General features: G+C 68.9%; 13 protein-coding genes and 5 pseudogenes. 14 read left to right on the top strand and 4 right to left on the bottom strand.

Going from position 1 to position 14,463, the window contains the following annotated elements:
* The 4 genes and pseudogenes from ACIBTS_RS19560 to ACIBTS_RS19575 all read left to right on the top strand — a co-directional run.
* Positions 1-246 (top strand): annotated as a pseudogene (locus tag ACIBTS_RS19560) (sugar ABC transporter substrate-binding protein); the annotation flags it as partial.
* A gap of 111 nt (positions 247-357) precedes the next feature.
* On the top strand, positions 358-1,941 hold the full coding sequence (locus tag ACIBTS_RS19565; protein ID WP_399320821.1) for a sugar ABC transporter ATP-binding protein: 1,584 nt from the start codon (positions 358-360) through the stop codon (positions 1,939-1,941).
* A gap of 2 nt (positions 1,942-1,943) precedes the next feature.
* The gene (locus tag ACIBTS_RS19570; RefSeq protein ID WP_399320823.1) at positions 1,944-2,987 is read left to right on the top strand and encodes an ABC transporter permease; all 1,044 of its coding nucleotides are present in this window, start codon (positions 1,944-1,946) and stop codon (positions 2,985-2,987) included.
* Positions 2,988-3,078: 91 nt separating this feature from the next.
* Positions 3,079-3,678 (top strand): FadR/GntR family transcriptional regulator, encoded by a 600-nt coding sequence (locus tag ACIBTS_RS19575; RefSeq protein WP_399320825.1) that lies wholly within the window; start codon positions 3,079-3,081, stop codon positions 3,676-3,678.
* Between the two features lie 22 nt (positions 3,679-3,700).
* Here ACIBTS_RS19575 and ACIBTS_RS19580 read toward each other — a convergent pair whose 3' ends face one another.
* A complete protein-coding gene (locus ACIBTS_RS19580) occupies positions 3,701-4,126 on the bottom strand; it encodes an SPW repeat protein (protein WP_399320826.1) in 426 nt (141 codons plus the stop codon).
* Positions 4,127-4,314: 188 nt separating this feature from the next.
* Between ACIBTS_RS19580 and ACIBTS_RS19585 the strand changes: the two genes are divergently transcribed.
* The 3 genes from ACIBTS_RS19585 to ACIBTS_RS19595 all read left to right on the top strand — a co-directional run bounded on the left by ACIBTS_RS19585 (position 4,315) and on the right by ACIBTS_RS19595 (position 8,067).
* Positions 4,315-6,795, top strand: coding sequence for a molybdopterin oxidoreductase family protein (locus ACIBTS_RS19585; RefSeq protein WP_399320828.1), 2,481 nt, complete (start codon positions 4,315-4,317; stop codon positions 6,793-6,795).
* Positions 6,792-7,283 (top strand): hypothetical protein, encoded by a 492-nt coding sequence (locus tag ACIBTS_RS19590; protein WP_399320829.1) that lies wholly within the window; start codon positions 6,792-6,794, stop codon positions 7,281-7,283. Before ACIBTS_RS19585 ends, ACIBTS_RS19590 begins: the two co-directional genes overlap by 4 nt.
* A gap of 220 nt (positions 7,284-7,503) precedes the next feature.
* Positions 7,504-8,067 (top strand): hemerythrin domain-containing protein, encoded by a 564-nt coding sequence (locus ACIBTS_RS19595; RefSeq protein WP_319676394.1) that lies wholly within the window; start codon positions 7,504-7,506, stop codon positions 8,065-8,067.
* Between the two features lie 42 nt (positions 8,068-8,109).
* Here the strand turns inward: ACIBTS_RS19595 and ACIBTS_RS19600 are convergent, their stop codons facing one another.
* From ACIBTS_RS19600 to ACIBTS_RS19610, 3 genes and pseudogenes are all read right to left on the bottom strand, one after another.
* Entirely contained in the window at positions 8,110-8,625 is a 516-nt protein-coding gene (locus tag ACIBTS_RS19600) for a MarR family winged helix-turn-helix transcriptional regulator (RefSeq protein ID WP_399321081.1), read from the bottom strand.
* Positions 8,626-9,213: 588 nt separating this feature from the next.
* Positions 9,214-10,049: pseudogene (locus ACIBTS_RS19605) on the bottom strand (family 43 glycosylhydrolase); the annotation flags it as partial.
* An 88-nt stretch (positions 10,050-10,137) separates the two neighbouring features.
* On the bottom strand, positions 10,138-10,314 hold the full coding sequence (locus ACIBTS_RS19610; protein ID WP_399320831.1) for a hypothetical protein: 177 nt from the start codon (positions 10,312-10,314) through the stop codon (positions 10,138-10,140).
* Positions 10,315-10,626: 312 nt separating this feature from the next.
* Between ACIBTS_RS19610 and ACIBTS_RS19615 the strand changes: the two genes are divergently transcribed.
* The 7 genes and pseudogenes from ACIBTS_RS19615 (at position 10,627) to ACIBTS_RS19645 (ending at position 14,425) form a co-directional block, all read left to right on the top strand.
* A complete protein-coding gene (locus tag ACIBTS_RS19615) occupies positions 10,627-10,788 on the top strand; it encodes a hypothetical protein (protein WP_319676715.1) in 162 nt (53 codons plus the stop codon).
* Between the two features lie 400 nt (positions 10,789-11,188).
* A pseudogene (locus ACIBTS_RS19620) lies at positions 11,189-11,681 on the top strand (sigma factor); the annotation flags it as partial.
* A gap of 58 nt (positions 11,682-11,739) precedes the next feature.
* A pseudogene (locus ACIBTS_RS19625) lies at positions 11,740-11,880 on the top strand (peroxiredoxin); the annotation flags it as partial.
* Positions 11,880-12,128, top strand: a pseudogene (locus ACIBTS_RS19630) (succinate dehydrogenase); the annotation flags it as partial. The pseudogenes ACIBTS_RS19625 and ACIBTS_RS19630, both read left to right, overlap by 1 nt.
* 85 nt (positions 12,129-12,213) lie before the next feature.
* Positions 12,214-12,960 carry an SDR family oxidoreductase gene (locus ACIBTS_RS19635; protein WP_399320833.1) on the top strand — a complete coding sequence of 249 codons (747 nt, stop codon included), beginning with the start codon at positions 12,214-12,216 and terminating at the stop codon, positions 12,958-12,960.
* Entirely contained in the window at positions 12,944-13,651 is a 708-nt protein-coding gene (locus ACIBTS_RS19640; RefSeq protein ID WP_399320835.1) for an SDR family oxidoreductase, read from the top strand. Before ACIBTS_RS19635 ends, ACIBTS_RS19640 begins: the two co-directional genes overlap by 17 nt.
* A 42-nt stretch (positions 13,652-13,693) precedes the next feature.
* Entirely contained in the window at positions 13,694-14,425 is a 732-nt protein-coding gene (locus ACIBTS_RS19645; protein WP_399320836.1) for a TetR/AcrR family transcriptional regulator, read from the top strand.
* Positions 14,426-14,463 lie beyond the last annotated feature (38 nt).

A 14,463-nucleotide genomic window follows, 5' to 3' on the forward strand; every position in this document is an offset into this window, starting at 1 on the left:
GAGTTCGACGCCATCCGCAAGGGCCAGATCGACGCCACCGTCTCCCAGCCGGCCGACCTCTACGCCAAGTACGCGCTGTACTACGCGAAGGCCGCTGCCGAGGGCAAGACCTTCAAGCCGGGTGCGACCGACCACGAGTCCACGATCATCAAGATCCCGAACGGCCTGGAGGACCAGCTGCCCGCCCCGCTGGTCACCAAGGACAACGTGGACGACAAGACCCTGTGGGGCAACAACGTCGGCTGACGGCCGGCAGCTCACGCCCGCGGTGCGGAGAGACGGGCTGTCCCCTCTCTCCCCACCGCGTCACACCCGCGTTCCCCGCCCCACCTCCGCACACGAAGGACGGTATCCACCATGGCGGACACCGCGACCGCCCCGGCGACCGGCCCCGAGCGCCCGGCCCCGGTGGCCGAGGCGACCGGCATCAGCAAACGGTTCGGCGCCACCGTCGCGCTGCGCGACGCACGCATCACCATCGCAGCGGGCGAATCGCACGCCCTGGTCGGACGCAACGGCGCCGGCAAGTCGACGCTCGTGTCCATCCTCACCGGCCTCCAGCAGCCCGACACCGGCTCCCTGCGCTTCTCGGGCGAGCCGGCGCCGTCCGTCGGCGACATCGACGCCTGGCGCTCCCGCGTCGCCTGCGTCTACCAGCGCTCCACGATCATCGGTGACCTGACCGTCGCCGAGAACCTCTTCCTGAACCGGCAGAGCGCCGGAGCGGTACAGCCCATCCGTTGGAAGCAACTCCGCCTGCGAGCCGAGGAGTTGCTCGGCGAGTATGGGGTGGCTGTCGACCCGGCCGCGCGGGCGAAGGACCTGACGGTCGAGCAGCGGCAGTTCGTGGAGATCGCCAGGGCGCTGTCCTTCGGCGCGCGCTTCATCATCCTCGACGAGCCGACCGCGAAGCTCGACGCCCGTGGCATCGGCAGGCTCTTCGACAAACTCCGTGACCTCCGGGACCAGGGCGTCGCCTTCCTCTTCATCTCGCACCACTTGCAAGAGGTGTACGACCTCTGCAGCACGGTCACGGTCTACCGCGACGCGGCCCACATCCTCACCGCGCCCGTGGCCGAACTCGGCCACCAGGACCTGGTGGAGGCGATGACGGGGGAGTCCGCCTCCTCGGGCAGCGCCGTCGTGAGCGGGCCCTCGGCGGCGCGGACCGGTGGCGCGGAGCTGCTGGCGATCGACGGCCTGACGCTGTCCGACGCCTGCCAGGACCTGTCCCTGTCGGTCCGCTCCGGTGAGGTGGTCGGCCTCGCCGGAGCGACGGCCAGCGGCAATGTGCAGGTGGGCGAGGCGGTCGCCGGTCTCCACCGGGCCGAGGACGGCAGGATCTCGGTGGGCGGCAGAAACGTGCGCACGGGCAGTGTGCCGTCCGCCCTCGCCGCCGGGGTCGGTTTCGTCCCCGAGGACCGCCACCTCCAGGGGCTGGTCAACAACCGCAGCGTGGCGGAGAACGCGACGCTCACCGTCACCGGCCAGCTCGGCCCGTTCGGCACCGTGCTGCCGGCCCGGACCAGGGCCTTCGCCGGGCGCATGATCCGGGACCTCGACATCAAGACGCCGGGGGCGGCCACCCCGGTCTCCGCGCTGTCCGGCGGCAACCAGCAGAAGGTCGTCGTCGCCCGCGCCCTGGCCACCGACCCCCACGTCCTGGTGGCCATCCGGCCCACCAACGGCGTGGACGTCAAGTCCAAGGAGTTCCTGCTCGGCCGGATCCGGCAGGTGGCCGACGCCGGCAAGGCCGCGCTGATCGTCTCCGACGAGCTCGACGACCTCAGGGTGTGCGACCGGGTCGTCGTCATGTTCCACGGCCGGGCGGTCGCCGAGTTCGCCGGCGGCTGGAAGGACGAACATGTCGTCGCCGCCATGGAAGGCGTCGGCACCACCACCGCATCCACCGCATCCGGCACCGACGAGCACGGAAGGTAGTCATGTCCGCCACCACAGATCTCACCGAGTCCACCGCGAGCGCGGCGGAGCCGGCCACCGCGGACACCGCCCGCCGCCGGGTCGACCTCGGCCGCTTCCGTGAGCTGTCCCTGGTCCCGGCGATCCTGGTCCTGATGGTGATCGGGTTCATCGTCTCGCCGGCCTTCCTGACCGCCGACAACCTCATCGGCGTGGCCCAGCAGTCCACCGAGCTGAGCCTGCTCGTCCTCGCCACCACCTTCATCCTCATCAGCGGTCGGATGGACCTGTCCCTGGAGTCGACCATCGGCGTCGCTCCGGTCATCGCCGTGTGGCTCGTACTTCCCTCCAGCGGCGGGCGCTTCACGGGTCTCGGGCTGTTTCCCGAATGGATGGCGGTCCCGCTCTGCCTGCTGGTGGGCGCGGCGATCGGCGCCGTCAACGGCTTCCTCATCCTCAAGCTGCGGCTCAACGGCTTCATCGTCACCCTCGGCGCCCTGACCATGTTGCGCGGCCTCCAAGTCGCCCTGTCCGAGGGCCAGTCCATCGTCGAACTGCCCTCCTCCTTCACCTACCTGGGCAAGGCGTCCTGGCTGGGGATGCCCGCCGCGATCTGGGTGTGCGGGCTGCTCTTCGCGGTCGGCGGCAGCGCGCTGGCCTGGCTGCGGCACGGCCGGGCGCTGTACGCGATCGGCGGCAACGCGGAGGCGGCGCGCACCGCGGGCATCCGGGTCGACCGGATCGTCTGGGTCGTCCTCATCCTCGGCAGCCTGCTGGCCGCGTTCGCCGGCATCCTCTACAGCGGTCACTACGGTTCCATCTCCGCCACCCAGGGCAGCGGCTGGATCTTCCAGGTCTTCGCCGCGACCGTCATCGGCGGGGTCAGCCTCAACGGCGGCAAGGGCTCCGTCTTCGGCGCCCTAACCGGCGTACTCACCCTCCAACTGGTCGTCAACGTCATGACGCTGGCGGGCGTGCCACCGCTGTGGAACCAGTTCCTCAACGGCGCGATCATCATCGTCGCGCTGGTCATCTCCCGCTTCGCCTCCGGCGAGAAGCAGGAGTAGACGCCGGCTCACGGCGGCTCCGCCCGGCGCCCTCAGGTGCACCGGGCGGAGCGCGACGGCCCCTACGCACTCCGCACAGAGAGGCACCCTCGTGGCACTGACCGACGAGGCGATGGACAAGATCAAGGCGATGATCGTCGCCGGGGAACTCGCGCCCGGCTCCCGCCTGCCCAGGGAGGACGTCCTCGCCGGACAGCTCGGCCTGTCCCGCAACTCGCTGCGTGAAGCCGTCCGAGCACTGACCGCCATGCGGATCCTGGTCACCCGGCAGGGCGACGGCACATATGTCTCCAGCCTGGAGCCCCACCTCCTGCTCGAGACGCTGTCCTTCGCCGCCGACGTCTCCCAGGGGCGCACCGCCCTGCAACTGCTCCAGGTACGCAGATTCCTCGAATCCCAGGCGACCGGGCTGGCCGCGGCCGTACTGCAGTCGCAGGACCTCCAGGAACTCCGCGACATCCTCGACCGGTGCCGCTCCGCCGCCACGGTCGAGGAGTTCGTCGCCCACGACATCGCCTTCCACCTGCGCATCGTCGAAGCCGTGGACAACCCGGTCCTCTCGATGCTGCTCCAGGTCCTCTCGACCCGCACCCAGCGGGCAGCCTCCGCCGCGACCGTCCACATCACCGCCGTCGAGCAGTGGCTGGCGACAAGCCTCAACGACGCCCCCCTCCCCCCGATCGACTGCTGACCGCCCGGCCGGCCTCGGTGTCTCAGGTGCGCTGCATGCGCCCCAGCATCATCGTTGTCAGCCCCAGCACAATGGCCACCGCTCCGGTGATGACGTTGCTGACGACGACCTTCGCCGTATCAGGGGCGCCGGAGACGGCCCACGGAGCGATGATCGTCCAGACGCCGATCGCGGCCGCGACCCACCCCATGCCGTAGGTGCGCTCGTACACCCATCCGAAGCCGAGGGCCAGTACCGCGAGGGCGATGCCCGTGACGAGGTTGTTCACGGTCAGCGTGCTGCTTTCGTTGAACCCGACGACCCAGGGGGAGATCGCCAGGTAGAGCCCCGCCAGCAGGGTGAGGCCCTCGGTCGCCTGAGCGGTCGGCCTCGCCGATGCCTGCGCATAACGAGTGCGCAGGGCCATGATGTCGGGGTGTTGCTCGATCCGTGACGGTTGCGTGGCCATTTCGGCCGCTCCCTTCACTTGAAAAAGCTGCCTTCTTTATCCGTGTGTTTCCTGATTCACCGAGGCGAACCATTGCACAGGGCAAAAATCCTCTTGGGGCTGACGAAAGAGGTGTTAAGCGGCAGCACCAGGGGGTACCGATGACGGGCGGCGCGCCAGGTGCCGTCCGTGGTCGCTGGGAGGCTGGCATGGATGCTTCGGTGGACCGGATCGCGCAGCCATGGGGCAGCCGTACTCCGTACGGCCGAGACGAGCCGTGGCCCGAGCGCGTGGACACGTATCTCATGGCGGGTGTCGAACCCGGCCAGGTGCAGCGCTGGGTGCAGGCCGCGTCGGTCCTGCATTCCGACGGTGATGCCATGGACATCGCGGTCGTGGACGGGCGTATGGCAGGGGTGCGCGGGCGGGCGGACGACCGAGTCAACCGTGGCCGGCTGGGGCCGAAGGACCTTTTCGGCTGGCAGGCCAATGCCTCACCGGACCGGCTGACGATGCCGCTGGTCCGCGAGGGAGGTCGTCTGGTGGAGTGCGACTGGGGCACGGCGATGGATCGGATCGTCGCCCGCTCGCGGGACCTGCTGGAGAAACGTGGTCCGGGGTCGATCGGTTTCTACACCACCGGGCAGCTCTTCCTGGAGGAGTACTACACGCTCGCGGTGCTGGCACGGGCCGGGATCGGCACCAACCACCTGGACGGCAACACGCGCCTGTGCACGGCGACGGCCGGCGAGGCATTGAAGGAGTCCTTCGGCTGTGACGGACAGCCGGGCAGCTACGACGACATCGATCACGCCGACGTCATCGCGCTGTTCGGGCACAACATCGCCGAGACGCAGCCCGTGCAGTGGATGCGGATCCTGGACCGCCTGGAGGGCGCCGACCCGCCCCGCCTGATCTGTGTCGACCCGCGCCCCACGCAGGTGGCCCGCAAGGCGGCCGTGCACCTGGCTCCGCGCCTCGGTACGAACGTGGCGCTGCTCAACGCACTCCTGCACGAGATCATCCGCACCGATCGGGTCGACCACGACTACATCGAGACGCACACCGTCGGATTCGAGGAACTGGCCTCCCGGGTGGGGGAATGCACCCCGCGGTGGGCGGCCCGGATCTGCGACGTGCCGGCCGCGCGGATCGGCGAGGCCGCGGAACTCATCGGCACCGCCGACCGGCTGCTGTCGACGGTGCTGCAGGGCGTCTACCAGTCCCACCAGGCCACCGCGGCGGCCGTGCAGGTCAACAACCTGCACCTGATCCGCGGCATGCTGGGACGGCCCGGCGCCGGCGTGCTGCAGATGAACGGCCAGCCCACCGCCCAGAACACCCGCGAGTGCGGCGCCAACGGGGACCTGCCCGGCTTCCGCAACTGGCAGAACGACAGCCATGTCGCCGACCTGGCGAAGGTATGGAACGTCGACCCGGAGACGATCCCGCACTACGCCCCGCCCACTCACGCCATGCAGATGTTCCGCTACGCCGAACAGGGCTCGATCCGCATGCTGTGGATCAGCGGCACCAACCCCGCGGTGTCGCTCCCGGAACTGTCCCGCATCCGCTCGATCCTCGGACAGGACCGCCTCTTCACGGTCGTGCAGGACCTGTTCCTGACCGAGACCGCACAGCTCGCCGACGTGGTCCTGCCCGCCGCGACCTGGGGCGAGAAGACCGGCACGTTCACCAACGCCGACCGCACCGTGCACCTGTCCGACAAGGCCGTCGAACCGCCCGGCGAGGCGAGGCCGGACCTGGCCGTCTTCCTCGACTACGCGGCCCGGATGGACTTCCGCGACAAGGACGGCGCCCCGCTCATCACCTGGCACGACCCGGAGTCCGCGTTCGAGGCGTGGAAACGGTGCAGCGCCGGCCGGCCCTGCGACTACACCGGCCTCACCTACGACAGGCTGCGCGGGGCAAGCGGGATCCAGTGGCCGTGCAACGAACAGGCCCCGCACGGCACACAACGCCTCTACACCGACGGGATCAGCTGGGCGCACCCCGACGTCTGCGAGAGCTACGGCAAGGACCTGGTGACCGGCGCGACCGACGACGTGGTCGAGTACCGCTCCCTCAACCCGGACGGCAAGGCAGTGATCAAGGCGGCCGCTTATCTGCCACCGCACGAGATGCCCGACGAGCAGTATCCGTTCCAGCTGACCACGGGCCGCACCATCTACCACTTCCACACGCGCACGAAAACCGCGCGGGCGCCCCAGCTGAACGCGGCGGCTCCCGACGTGTGGGTCGAGGCCTCCGCTGCCGACGCGGCCGCGCTCGCACTGGACGAAGGCGACCTGGTCGAGGTCAGCACCCCGCGCGGCGCCCTGCGCGGTCGGCTGCGGGTGACCGACATCCGGCCGGGACTGCTGTTCGTTCCCTTCCACTACGGCTACTGGGACACCGAGGCCGGACACCGCCCCGATGGCGCCACGCCCGCGCGTGCCGCGAACGAGACGACCGTCACCGACTGGGACCCCGCCTCCAAACAGCCGCTGTTCAAGACCGCCGCAGCCGCCCTGCACCTCGTGGAACGCGGAGACGGCCGCCCTGCCCCGGCACCGACCACCACTGCGTCCGCGCCCTCGCGCGCCGACGCCGTACCGGCGACCGCGGGCGGAACGTCCGCCCGCGCGACGCAGGCGGTGCCCGCCGGCCGTAAGGAGGCCGCCGAGTGAACGGCATCACCCTCACCCTTCGCACTCTGCACCACGGCGAGAAACACCTCGCCCGGCACCTGACGACCGTGGCCGAACGCCACCGCACCAACCACGAGATCCACCATGTCGCCACCGACCTCGCCGCATGGTCCCGCGAACACGTCCAGCGCCTGGCGGACACCGCCCACATCCATGACCTCGACCTCCACGGCGCACCCGGCGACCCCACCCCCGGCGTCCTGTCGACGCTCCGGGAGAAGGCCGCCGAAGCCGTCGGCCACCGCCCCGAAACGGGCCTGCTGCTCCTGCGCGACCTGCGGGAACTGCACCTGGACGCCACCGAGAACTCGCTCCACTGGGAGATGCTCGCCCAGGCCGCGCAGGCCACCAAGGACGACGAACTCCTCACCCTGGCCTCCGCGTGTCATCCGCGGACCCTGCGACAGATGCGCTGGACCAACACCATGATCAAAGTCCTCTCGCCCCAGATCCTGACGAGCCTGTGACGGGCAGGCGCAGGGCCCCGGAGCGCGTGGCGCAGCGCCCTCCGGCCGGGGCCCGGCACCCGGCGGGGCCCGGTTCGCTCGGCCGTCCGGGTGGTGGCATGCCGTGTCCGTGAAGCCTTGGCGTTCGAGTGGGACGTATGGCCTCTGAGCGCTGCGCCGAGCCGGGCGTCCAGGACCACCGACACCACCGAAGGCTGTGCACCGAGAGGAGTGCCCCGTCATGGGACATGAAGGAAACGTCATCCAGGAACTCATGGCCGATCACCGCGAGGTCGAAGCGCTTTTCGAGCAGATCGGAAGGCAGACGGCGGACGCCGACGCGCGCCGTGCCCTCGCCGACCAGTTGACGATGGAGCTGGTCCGGCACTCGGTGGCCGAGGAGCAGCACCTGTACCCGGCGGTCCGCCGGTACGTCGACGATGGTGATGATCTCGCCGACAAGGAGGTCGCCGACCACAGAGAGGTAGAGCGAATGCTGAAGGAACTGGAGGACTGTCAGCCTGCTGACGCACGGTTCGACCTGCTCATCAACCAGCTGAAGTCATCGGTCACGGCACACGTGAGGGACGAAGAGGACCGTCTCTTCCCGCTGCTCGCCGAGGCATGCCCGGCCGAGTCGCTCAATGAGCTGGGCGACAAGGTCCGGGCGGCGAAGAAGACCGCTCCGACCCGTCCCCACCCGGCGGCACCGGACACACCGCCGCTCAACAAACTCCTCGCACCGGGAGCCGGCATGGTCGACCGCGTCCGCGACATGCTCACCGGGCGAGGCCGGCAGGGCTGAACGCCAAGCAGGCGTGGCGGTCTCGATGCGCCACCGTCGGCGTCAGACTGTTCCGCCCTTCGGGGGACGGCGGCCTCCCTGGGGTGAACCCGGCGGGGCCGGGTTGAGCGGGTCGTCGACGAGGCCATGGACGCGGCGAACTTCGTCGAAGGGGTCCACGGCCATCTCGTCGGCGGCCTCGGTCAGCGCCCTCAGGGCGGGAACGAGAGCCGAGCGCGCTTCGGCGGGCAGGCGTTGCACGAGAGCGCGGATCTCGGTGCGCCGGTGGGCGAGGACGCGCTCCACCAGTTCTCGCCCTGCGGGCGTGAGGCGAAGGATGACCTCGCGCCGGTTGTCGGGATTGGTTCTGCGGTCCATGTGACCGGCGGACTCCAGGCGTTCGACCATGCGCAGGGCCGTCGAGGGGTTGACTCCCAGGGTCGAGGCCATGGCGGCGAGTTTGACGGGTCCGCAGGTGTTCAGTACGACCAGGGCGCGCAGCTGGGGCAGGGTCAGGGTGTCGTCGGTGGAGGCGAGCGCGCGGGCGGACACTGCCACGAGCAGCCTGGATGCCGCCATGACGGCGAGCGTGACCTCCTCGGCCTCCTGGTCGAGTTCCGCATGAGAGGGCGGCGGCTCGGTGGCGGGCTCGAGCCGGTGTGCTTTCTGCCGCGTCATCGTGTCCGTCCCACCTCTTTCTTCGGTGACCTCACGGTCCGGCACGGTCTGCTCCGCCACCGCAATCATTGCAGAATGCAATGTTAAGCTGGGTGTGACAGCTCTGGAGCCGCGCGGCGCGACGATTCCGGGACGAGGGCGTGATGACGATGAAGTCCGGGCCGATACATGAAGCCTATTCGTTCGTGTGTCTGCGCTGCGGGCATGCCTGGGAGGGCACCTACGAGATCCGGCACTCGGTCGATGGTCAGGGCCGGGTACGCGCGGACTACTACGTACACAGCCTCAAGGTCCCTTCACCGCTGACCGCGAACCGGTGCCGTGTCTGCTGCGGCTGCCGGATCCGGATCCTCCGTCCCGGTCGAGTGCGGTCGGCCAGCCCACGGTTCGACTGACCGTCGCGCAACAGTCTCCCTGTGCATGCCCCCGTGGAGTTCGCCGACGACCAGGACCTCGAAACGACGTCCCCGGTCAGGCGGTCACCCGCTGGAACTGCTGGTTGGTGCCGGTCCCGCAAGCCCACTGGATTCGCCGGGCGCCGTTGGCGGTGGACGCGTTCGCCACGTCCAGGCACTTGCCGCTGTGCCGGGCGATCAGCTTGTAGTCGGGACCGCCGCCCGCCCCGCCGATCGTGCCGGCGTCGGTGTCGACGGGGATCTGCGGGTACCACGGCAGGTGCGAGTCGTTGACCGTGCCGCCCATGGAGTCGCCCCAGCGGTCGCCCATGTACAGGTACGAGGTCTCCTGAGTGCCCTGGACGGGCAGCACGAACGCGGTCTGGGAGCCGTAGGCGGTGTCGTCACCGACGTCGGTCATGACGGTCCAGGGCCCCGTGATGCTCGTGGCGGTCGCGTACCTCTGCTGGTTGGGCTTCCAGCCGCTGTTGCCGGAGGTGAGCATGAAGTAGACACCGCTCCGTTTGAATAGCGCGGGAGCCTCGCGGAACGTGCCCGGCCAAGGATTGGTGGCCAGGCTGTCGTAGGAGGTGTGGTCGGCGCTCAGTTTGAAGATCTGCAGGTCGGCGTTGTTGTTGGCGGATCGGCGTTGTTGTTGGCGGAGGTGATCTGGTAGGCGGTGCCGTCGTCGTCCTTGAACAGCGTCATGTCGCGGGACGTGGTGCCGGTGGGCGGCCGGAAACTGCTCTGGTAGGTGTAGTCGACGGTGTTGGACACGGCGACGACGGCGCGGGCCTGCGTGTAGTCGCTGCCGTTCTCCTTGTGCATACACATCACGTAATTGCCGGTCGTGCTGTGGTAGATGACCTTCGGGCGCTCGATGTTGGCGACGGCCAGCTCGGGGTCACTGCTCTGCGTCAGGACGTTGTGCGAACGGGAGAGCGTGGACCCGGTGCGGGCCACGCGGGCCCATGTCGCTCTGCATGTAAGAGAGTTGCGCCAAACGCGTCTGCAAGGACTACATCAACCGCACGATCATCCCGGCGCCATGCACGAAGGCCGGGTCCCCGCCAGCGACGTCCGCGCCTAAATCACCAGCCAGGCCCAACTCCTCGAAGCCAGGGAGAACCTGCAGCGCATGCTCGCCGCCATTCCGCTGACCGAGGACGAGCAGGCTGCCGTTGATGACGGCCAAACCGCCATTGACGCTCTCCTTGCCCGGCTTTCCGACATCCCCACACCCGCCGGCCCCGCATCGCGGGAGCTTGGCCTCCCCGTCAACGTCACCATGCTGCCGATCGTCGAGGTCCGGCGGGATGCGGACGACGGTCGGTGGCACCCGCACGTCAGCGGACGTCGGGCGCCTCCGGGACGCCGGATCGGCCGCCAGACCGATGCCGCAACTACGCAGAGTTGCTTGCCGCTTCGCCGAGCCTCAGGGAAGCCCGTGCATTCGGTTGGGTCGATACTCTTCGCGGCATCAGCGAAATCGAGCGAGGAGTCGACGATGCCTAACACGAAGACCCGAGGCCAGCGGGTAGTCGCTACCCGTAAGAAGAGCAGGACCGAGTCGCAGGAACGCCGCCGGAGCGACCGTATCCGTCTCCTTGCCGCGCTGGTAGGAGTGTCCCGGCTGGCCTGGGACATCGCGCTCAAGCTCACCGCCTAGAGGCGCTCGGCTCGGCCTGCCTTCGACGACAGGTCAGCGCACGTCCCTCGGCAATGCTGCGGCTGTCCCCTGGACCGGACAAGGTCGGTATCTCCCGCGATGGGGACCCTGCGGCCAACGACCGGCACCCGAACGTCCTCAAGGTGCACAGGCGCTGCGATCCGGCCTGCGACCACTGCTACGTCACACGCCGTCGACTACTGAGCGTTACCCACCTGTGAGATCGGATCCCCAGAAGCGAGTCCGGGTCGGCAGCACGAGATCCGAGGCCAAACGCTGGTACAGGCCGAAGACGGCGATCGAAAGCAACGGCATTGCGGCCAGGGGGTGTTCCCTCGATCTTGGAGTATCTGTCCTGATCGGGTGGTGCAGCCTTTACGCTGCGGGAATGCAGGAGTAGCCCCAGCTCTACGGCATCGCCTACCGCGTCCTCGGCAGCACCGCGGAGGCCGAGGACATCCTCCAGGAGGCGTGGCTGCGCTGGCAGCACACCGACCGCGGCGCGGTCCGCGAGCCCAAGGCGTTCCTCGCCACCGTCACCGCCCGGCTGGCGATCAACCTCGCCCAGTCCGCCAGGGTGCGGCGCGAGTCGTACATCGGTCCCTGGCTGCCGGAGCCGATCGACACGCGAGCCGATCCGCAGTTGGGCGCCGAGCGGGCCGAGGCGCTCGACCTGGCGGTTCTCTTCCTCCTGGAGAAACCGCCCGCGCTTCTGGCCGCGCAAGGAGATCGAGTGGGTCGAGGCCAACGGCGGGCCGGCCGCTCTTGTCTAGGACGGTGGGACGGCCGTGGTCCTGCTGACCCTCGACATCTCGGAGCGCGGCATCGAGCGGGCCATGTGGGTCATGAACCCGGAGAAACTGACACCTTACGTGGCATCGCTGGGCACCTGAACGGGCCGGGTCGTCACACCATCGGGCACTCGTCGGTCAACCAGTGGTCCGAGACCCCATGGCGGCCCACGGGAGAGCCTCGGGGAGGGCGCGCTCGGACGACGGGATCCTCGACCTCGACCTGCGCCTCCCCGCCGAACTGGGCGGAGACGGCCGGGGAACCTACCCCGAGCAGCTGTTCGCCGCCGGGTTCGCGGCCTCGCGCACGCCTTCGACCTCAAGTCGGCCGCGCTCGCCGCCCGGCCCACCCTCGAATCGGCGCTGGAGCGCCGCGAGACGCGTGGCTGCCACAACCGCAGTGACTACCCCGGCCTGGATTCCGCTCTACAGGTGAATCTCGTGTGGTCCCCGACGACGGGCGTCACCCGCGAGAGCATTCCGGCCGTCCCCGACGAGATTTCCCCCCTGATGGCGGAAGTCGCGACCACGGGAAAACTCGTCGAATAGAAGTCGACCAGAAGGTGTCACAAACAGATCCGGTGCCCGGTCTCTACTGATACAGGCATCAGGAGAACCCGAAAGGAATTCCGTCATGAAGGTCGTAGTGATCGGTGGAACCGGGCTCATCGGCTCGAAGGTGGTCGCCGGGCTCGGCGAGCACGGGCACGAGGCGGTCGCGGCGTCGCCCAACACCGGCGTCAACACGCTGACGGGCGAGGGGCTGGCCGAGGTCCTGGAGGGTGCGTCGGTGGTGGTCGACGTGTCGAACTCGCCCTCGTTCGAGGACGAGGCCGTCATGGGGTTCTTCCGCACCTCGACGACCAACCTGCTGAAGGCCGAGAGCCAGGCCGGCGTGGCGCATCACGTGGCGTTGTCCGTGGTCGGCACCGACCGCCTCCAGGGCAGCGGGTACTTCCGCGCCAAGCAGGTCCAGGAAGACCTGATCAAGGCGTCCGGCAATCCCTACTCCATCGTCCACGCCACCCAGTTCTTCGAGTTCGCGAAGGGCCTCGCCGACGGGGTCACCCAAGGGGACACCGTGCACCTCCCCGATGCCAAGATCCAGCCCATCGTCTCCGACGACGTGGCCGCGGCCGTCGCCCGCACCGCGGTCGGCGCACCGGTGGGCGGAGTGGTGGAGGTCGGGGGCCCCGACGTGTTCCAGCTGGAGGAGTTCATCCGCATGGGGCTGACCGCCCTGAACGACCCGCGCAAGATCGTCACGGATCCGCAGGCGACGTACTGGGGCGCCCCGCTGCAGGAGAACACGCTCCTGCCCGGCCCGGACGCGCAGATCGCCGGGACCCGGTTCGCCGACTGGCTTGCCCAGCAGAAGTAATTCCTCGGGGGTCGCCCTCACCGAAAGGAGAGGGCCACCCAAGTCCTTTGCGTTGTTCAAAATCGAGAGGGCACGGCAGATCCTCGGGGACAAGGTGCCGGTGGTGCAGGCCGATGCGCGCGATCTCGATGCGCAGCGTGGCCTGGCGGAGCGGGTGGGTAAGCATTTCGGGGAGCTGGACGTGGCGTTCCTGAACGCCGGCGTCTCGGACTGGCGGCCGTTCGAGGACCACACGGAGGACAGTTACGACCGGCTCTTCGACATCAACGTCAAGAGCGTCTTCTTTCTCACCCAGGCCCTGGTGCCCGTGCTTGCCAACCCGTCGTCGGTCATCCTCAACGCGTCCAACAGCGCGCACGGAGGCTACGGGCAGTCGAACGCCTACGCCGCGACGAAGGCGGCTGTCGGCTCGCTGATGCGGTCGTGGAACGCGGACCTGCTCAGGTCGCAAGGCATCCGGTTCAACGCGGTCAGCCCCGGCCCGGTGGACACCCCGCTGTACTCCAAGCTCGGGATCGAGGATCCCGCGCAGCAGACGGCGGTTCTGGAGGCGATCAGCTCCGGCATTCCTCTGGGTCGCATGGGTATGCCCGAGGAGGTCGCGGAAGCCGTCGTGTACCTGGCCTGCGATGTCTCCGCTTTCGCTGTGGGCCAGGACCTTATCCTGGACGGCGGCCAGACCATCCTCTGACATGTGAGGACGCGTCTGAGGAACGCGACAAGGGGCGTGGGTATGACGGCGGCGGACCGTGACCGAGCGGAAACCGGTGGCGATACGTGCCAGGCTGGGTATCACGCGCAGATCAAGGCGGAGAACCGCGCGCGCATCATCCGCGCTGCCCGCGACCTCTTCCTCGCCCGGGGATACGACAAGACCTCCCTGGCCCAGATCGCCAGGGAGGCCCGAGTCTCCACCGGCACCCTCTTCAAGCGGTACCCGTCCAAGGCCGCGCTGTTCGCAGCCGTCACCTCCGAACAGTGGCAGCTGGATGTGCAGTACGCCGAAGCGCCCCCGCCCGGCGATCCCCGGTACGGTCTGGACCACATCGGCCGCGACTATGCCTGCCTGGTCTCGCGGCCCGGCACGGCGGCGCTGTGCCGCCTCATCATCACCGAACTTCCCCAGATGCCGGAACTCGCCGACATCGTCGGCACCGGCTTCGCCATCGACCGCGGACCCTTCTTCGACCGGCTCCGCGACTACCTGGATGCCGAAGCACAGGCCGGCACACTCGACTTCCGTTCGGCCGACGGACAGACACAGCCGACATCCGCCGTCGCCGAACAGTTCCTCGGCATGATCTGCGGCCAGCTCCTGTGGCCCCAACTCGTACGGACCGACTTCATTCCGCCCGACCCCACCGACACCACGATCGTGGACGAAGCGGTAGCCCTCATGCTCACCCGCTATCGCGCCGGATCCTGGCATGGGTGGACTCGGCCGACAACGAATACGGACGAGTGAGGTTCCCCCGAGATGCAGGGAGAGGTGACAGCAGGCCA

Source organism: Streptomyces sp. NPDC050121, from assembly GCF_044460385.1.
GTDB classification, from domain to species: Bacteria; Actinomycetota; Actinomycetes; order Streptomycetales; family Streptomycetaceae; genus Streptomyces; species Streptomyces soliscabiei.

Excerpts from the sequence above, each read along its gene's own strand:
- ACIBTS_RS19565 (WP_399320821.1), top strand. The coding sequence starts at position 358 with ATGGCGGACACCGCGACCGCCCCGGCGACCGGCCCCGAGCGCCCGGCC.
- ACIBTS_RS19570 (WP_399320823.1), top strand. The coding sequence starts at position 1,944 with ATGTCCGCCACCACAGATCTCACCGAGTCCACCGCGAGCGCGGCGGAG.
- ACIBTS_RS19580 (WP_399320826.1), bottom strand. The coding sequence starts at position 4,126 with ATGGCCACGCAACCGTCACGGATCGAGCAACACCCCGACATCATGGCC.
- ACIBTS_RS19585 (WP_399320828.1), top strand. The coding sequence starts at position 4,315 with ATGGATGCTTCGGTGGACCGGATCGCGCAGCCATGGGGCAGCCGTACT.
- ACIBTS_RS19595 (WP_319676394.1), top strand. The coding sequence starts at position 7,504 with ATGGGACATGAAGGAAACGTCATCCAGGAACTCATGGCCGATCACCGC.
- ACIBTS_RS19600 (WP_399321081.1), bottom strand. The coding sequence starts at position 8,625 with ATGGCGGCATCCAGGCTGCTCGTGGCAGTGTCCGCCCGCGCGCTCGCC.
- ACIBTS_RS19615 (WP_319676715.1), top strand. The coding sequence starts at position 10,627 with ATGCCTAACACGAAGACCCGAGGCCAGCGGGTAGTCGCTACCCGTAAG.
- ACIBTS_RS19635 (WP_399320833.1), top strand. The coding sequence starts at position 12,214 with ATGAAGGTCGTAGTGATCGGTGGAACCGGGCTCATCGGCTCGAAGGTG.
- ACIBTS_RS19645 (WP_399320836.1), top strand. The coding sequence starts at position 13,694 with ATGACGGCGGCGGACCGTGACCGAGCGGAAACCGGTGGCGATACGTGC.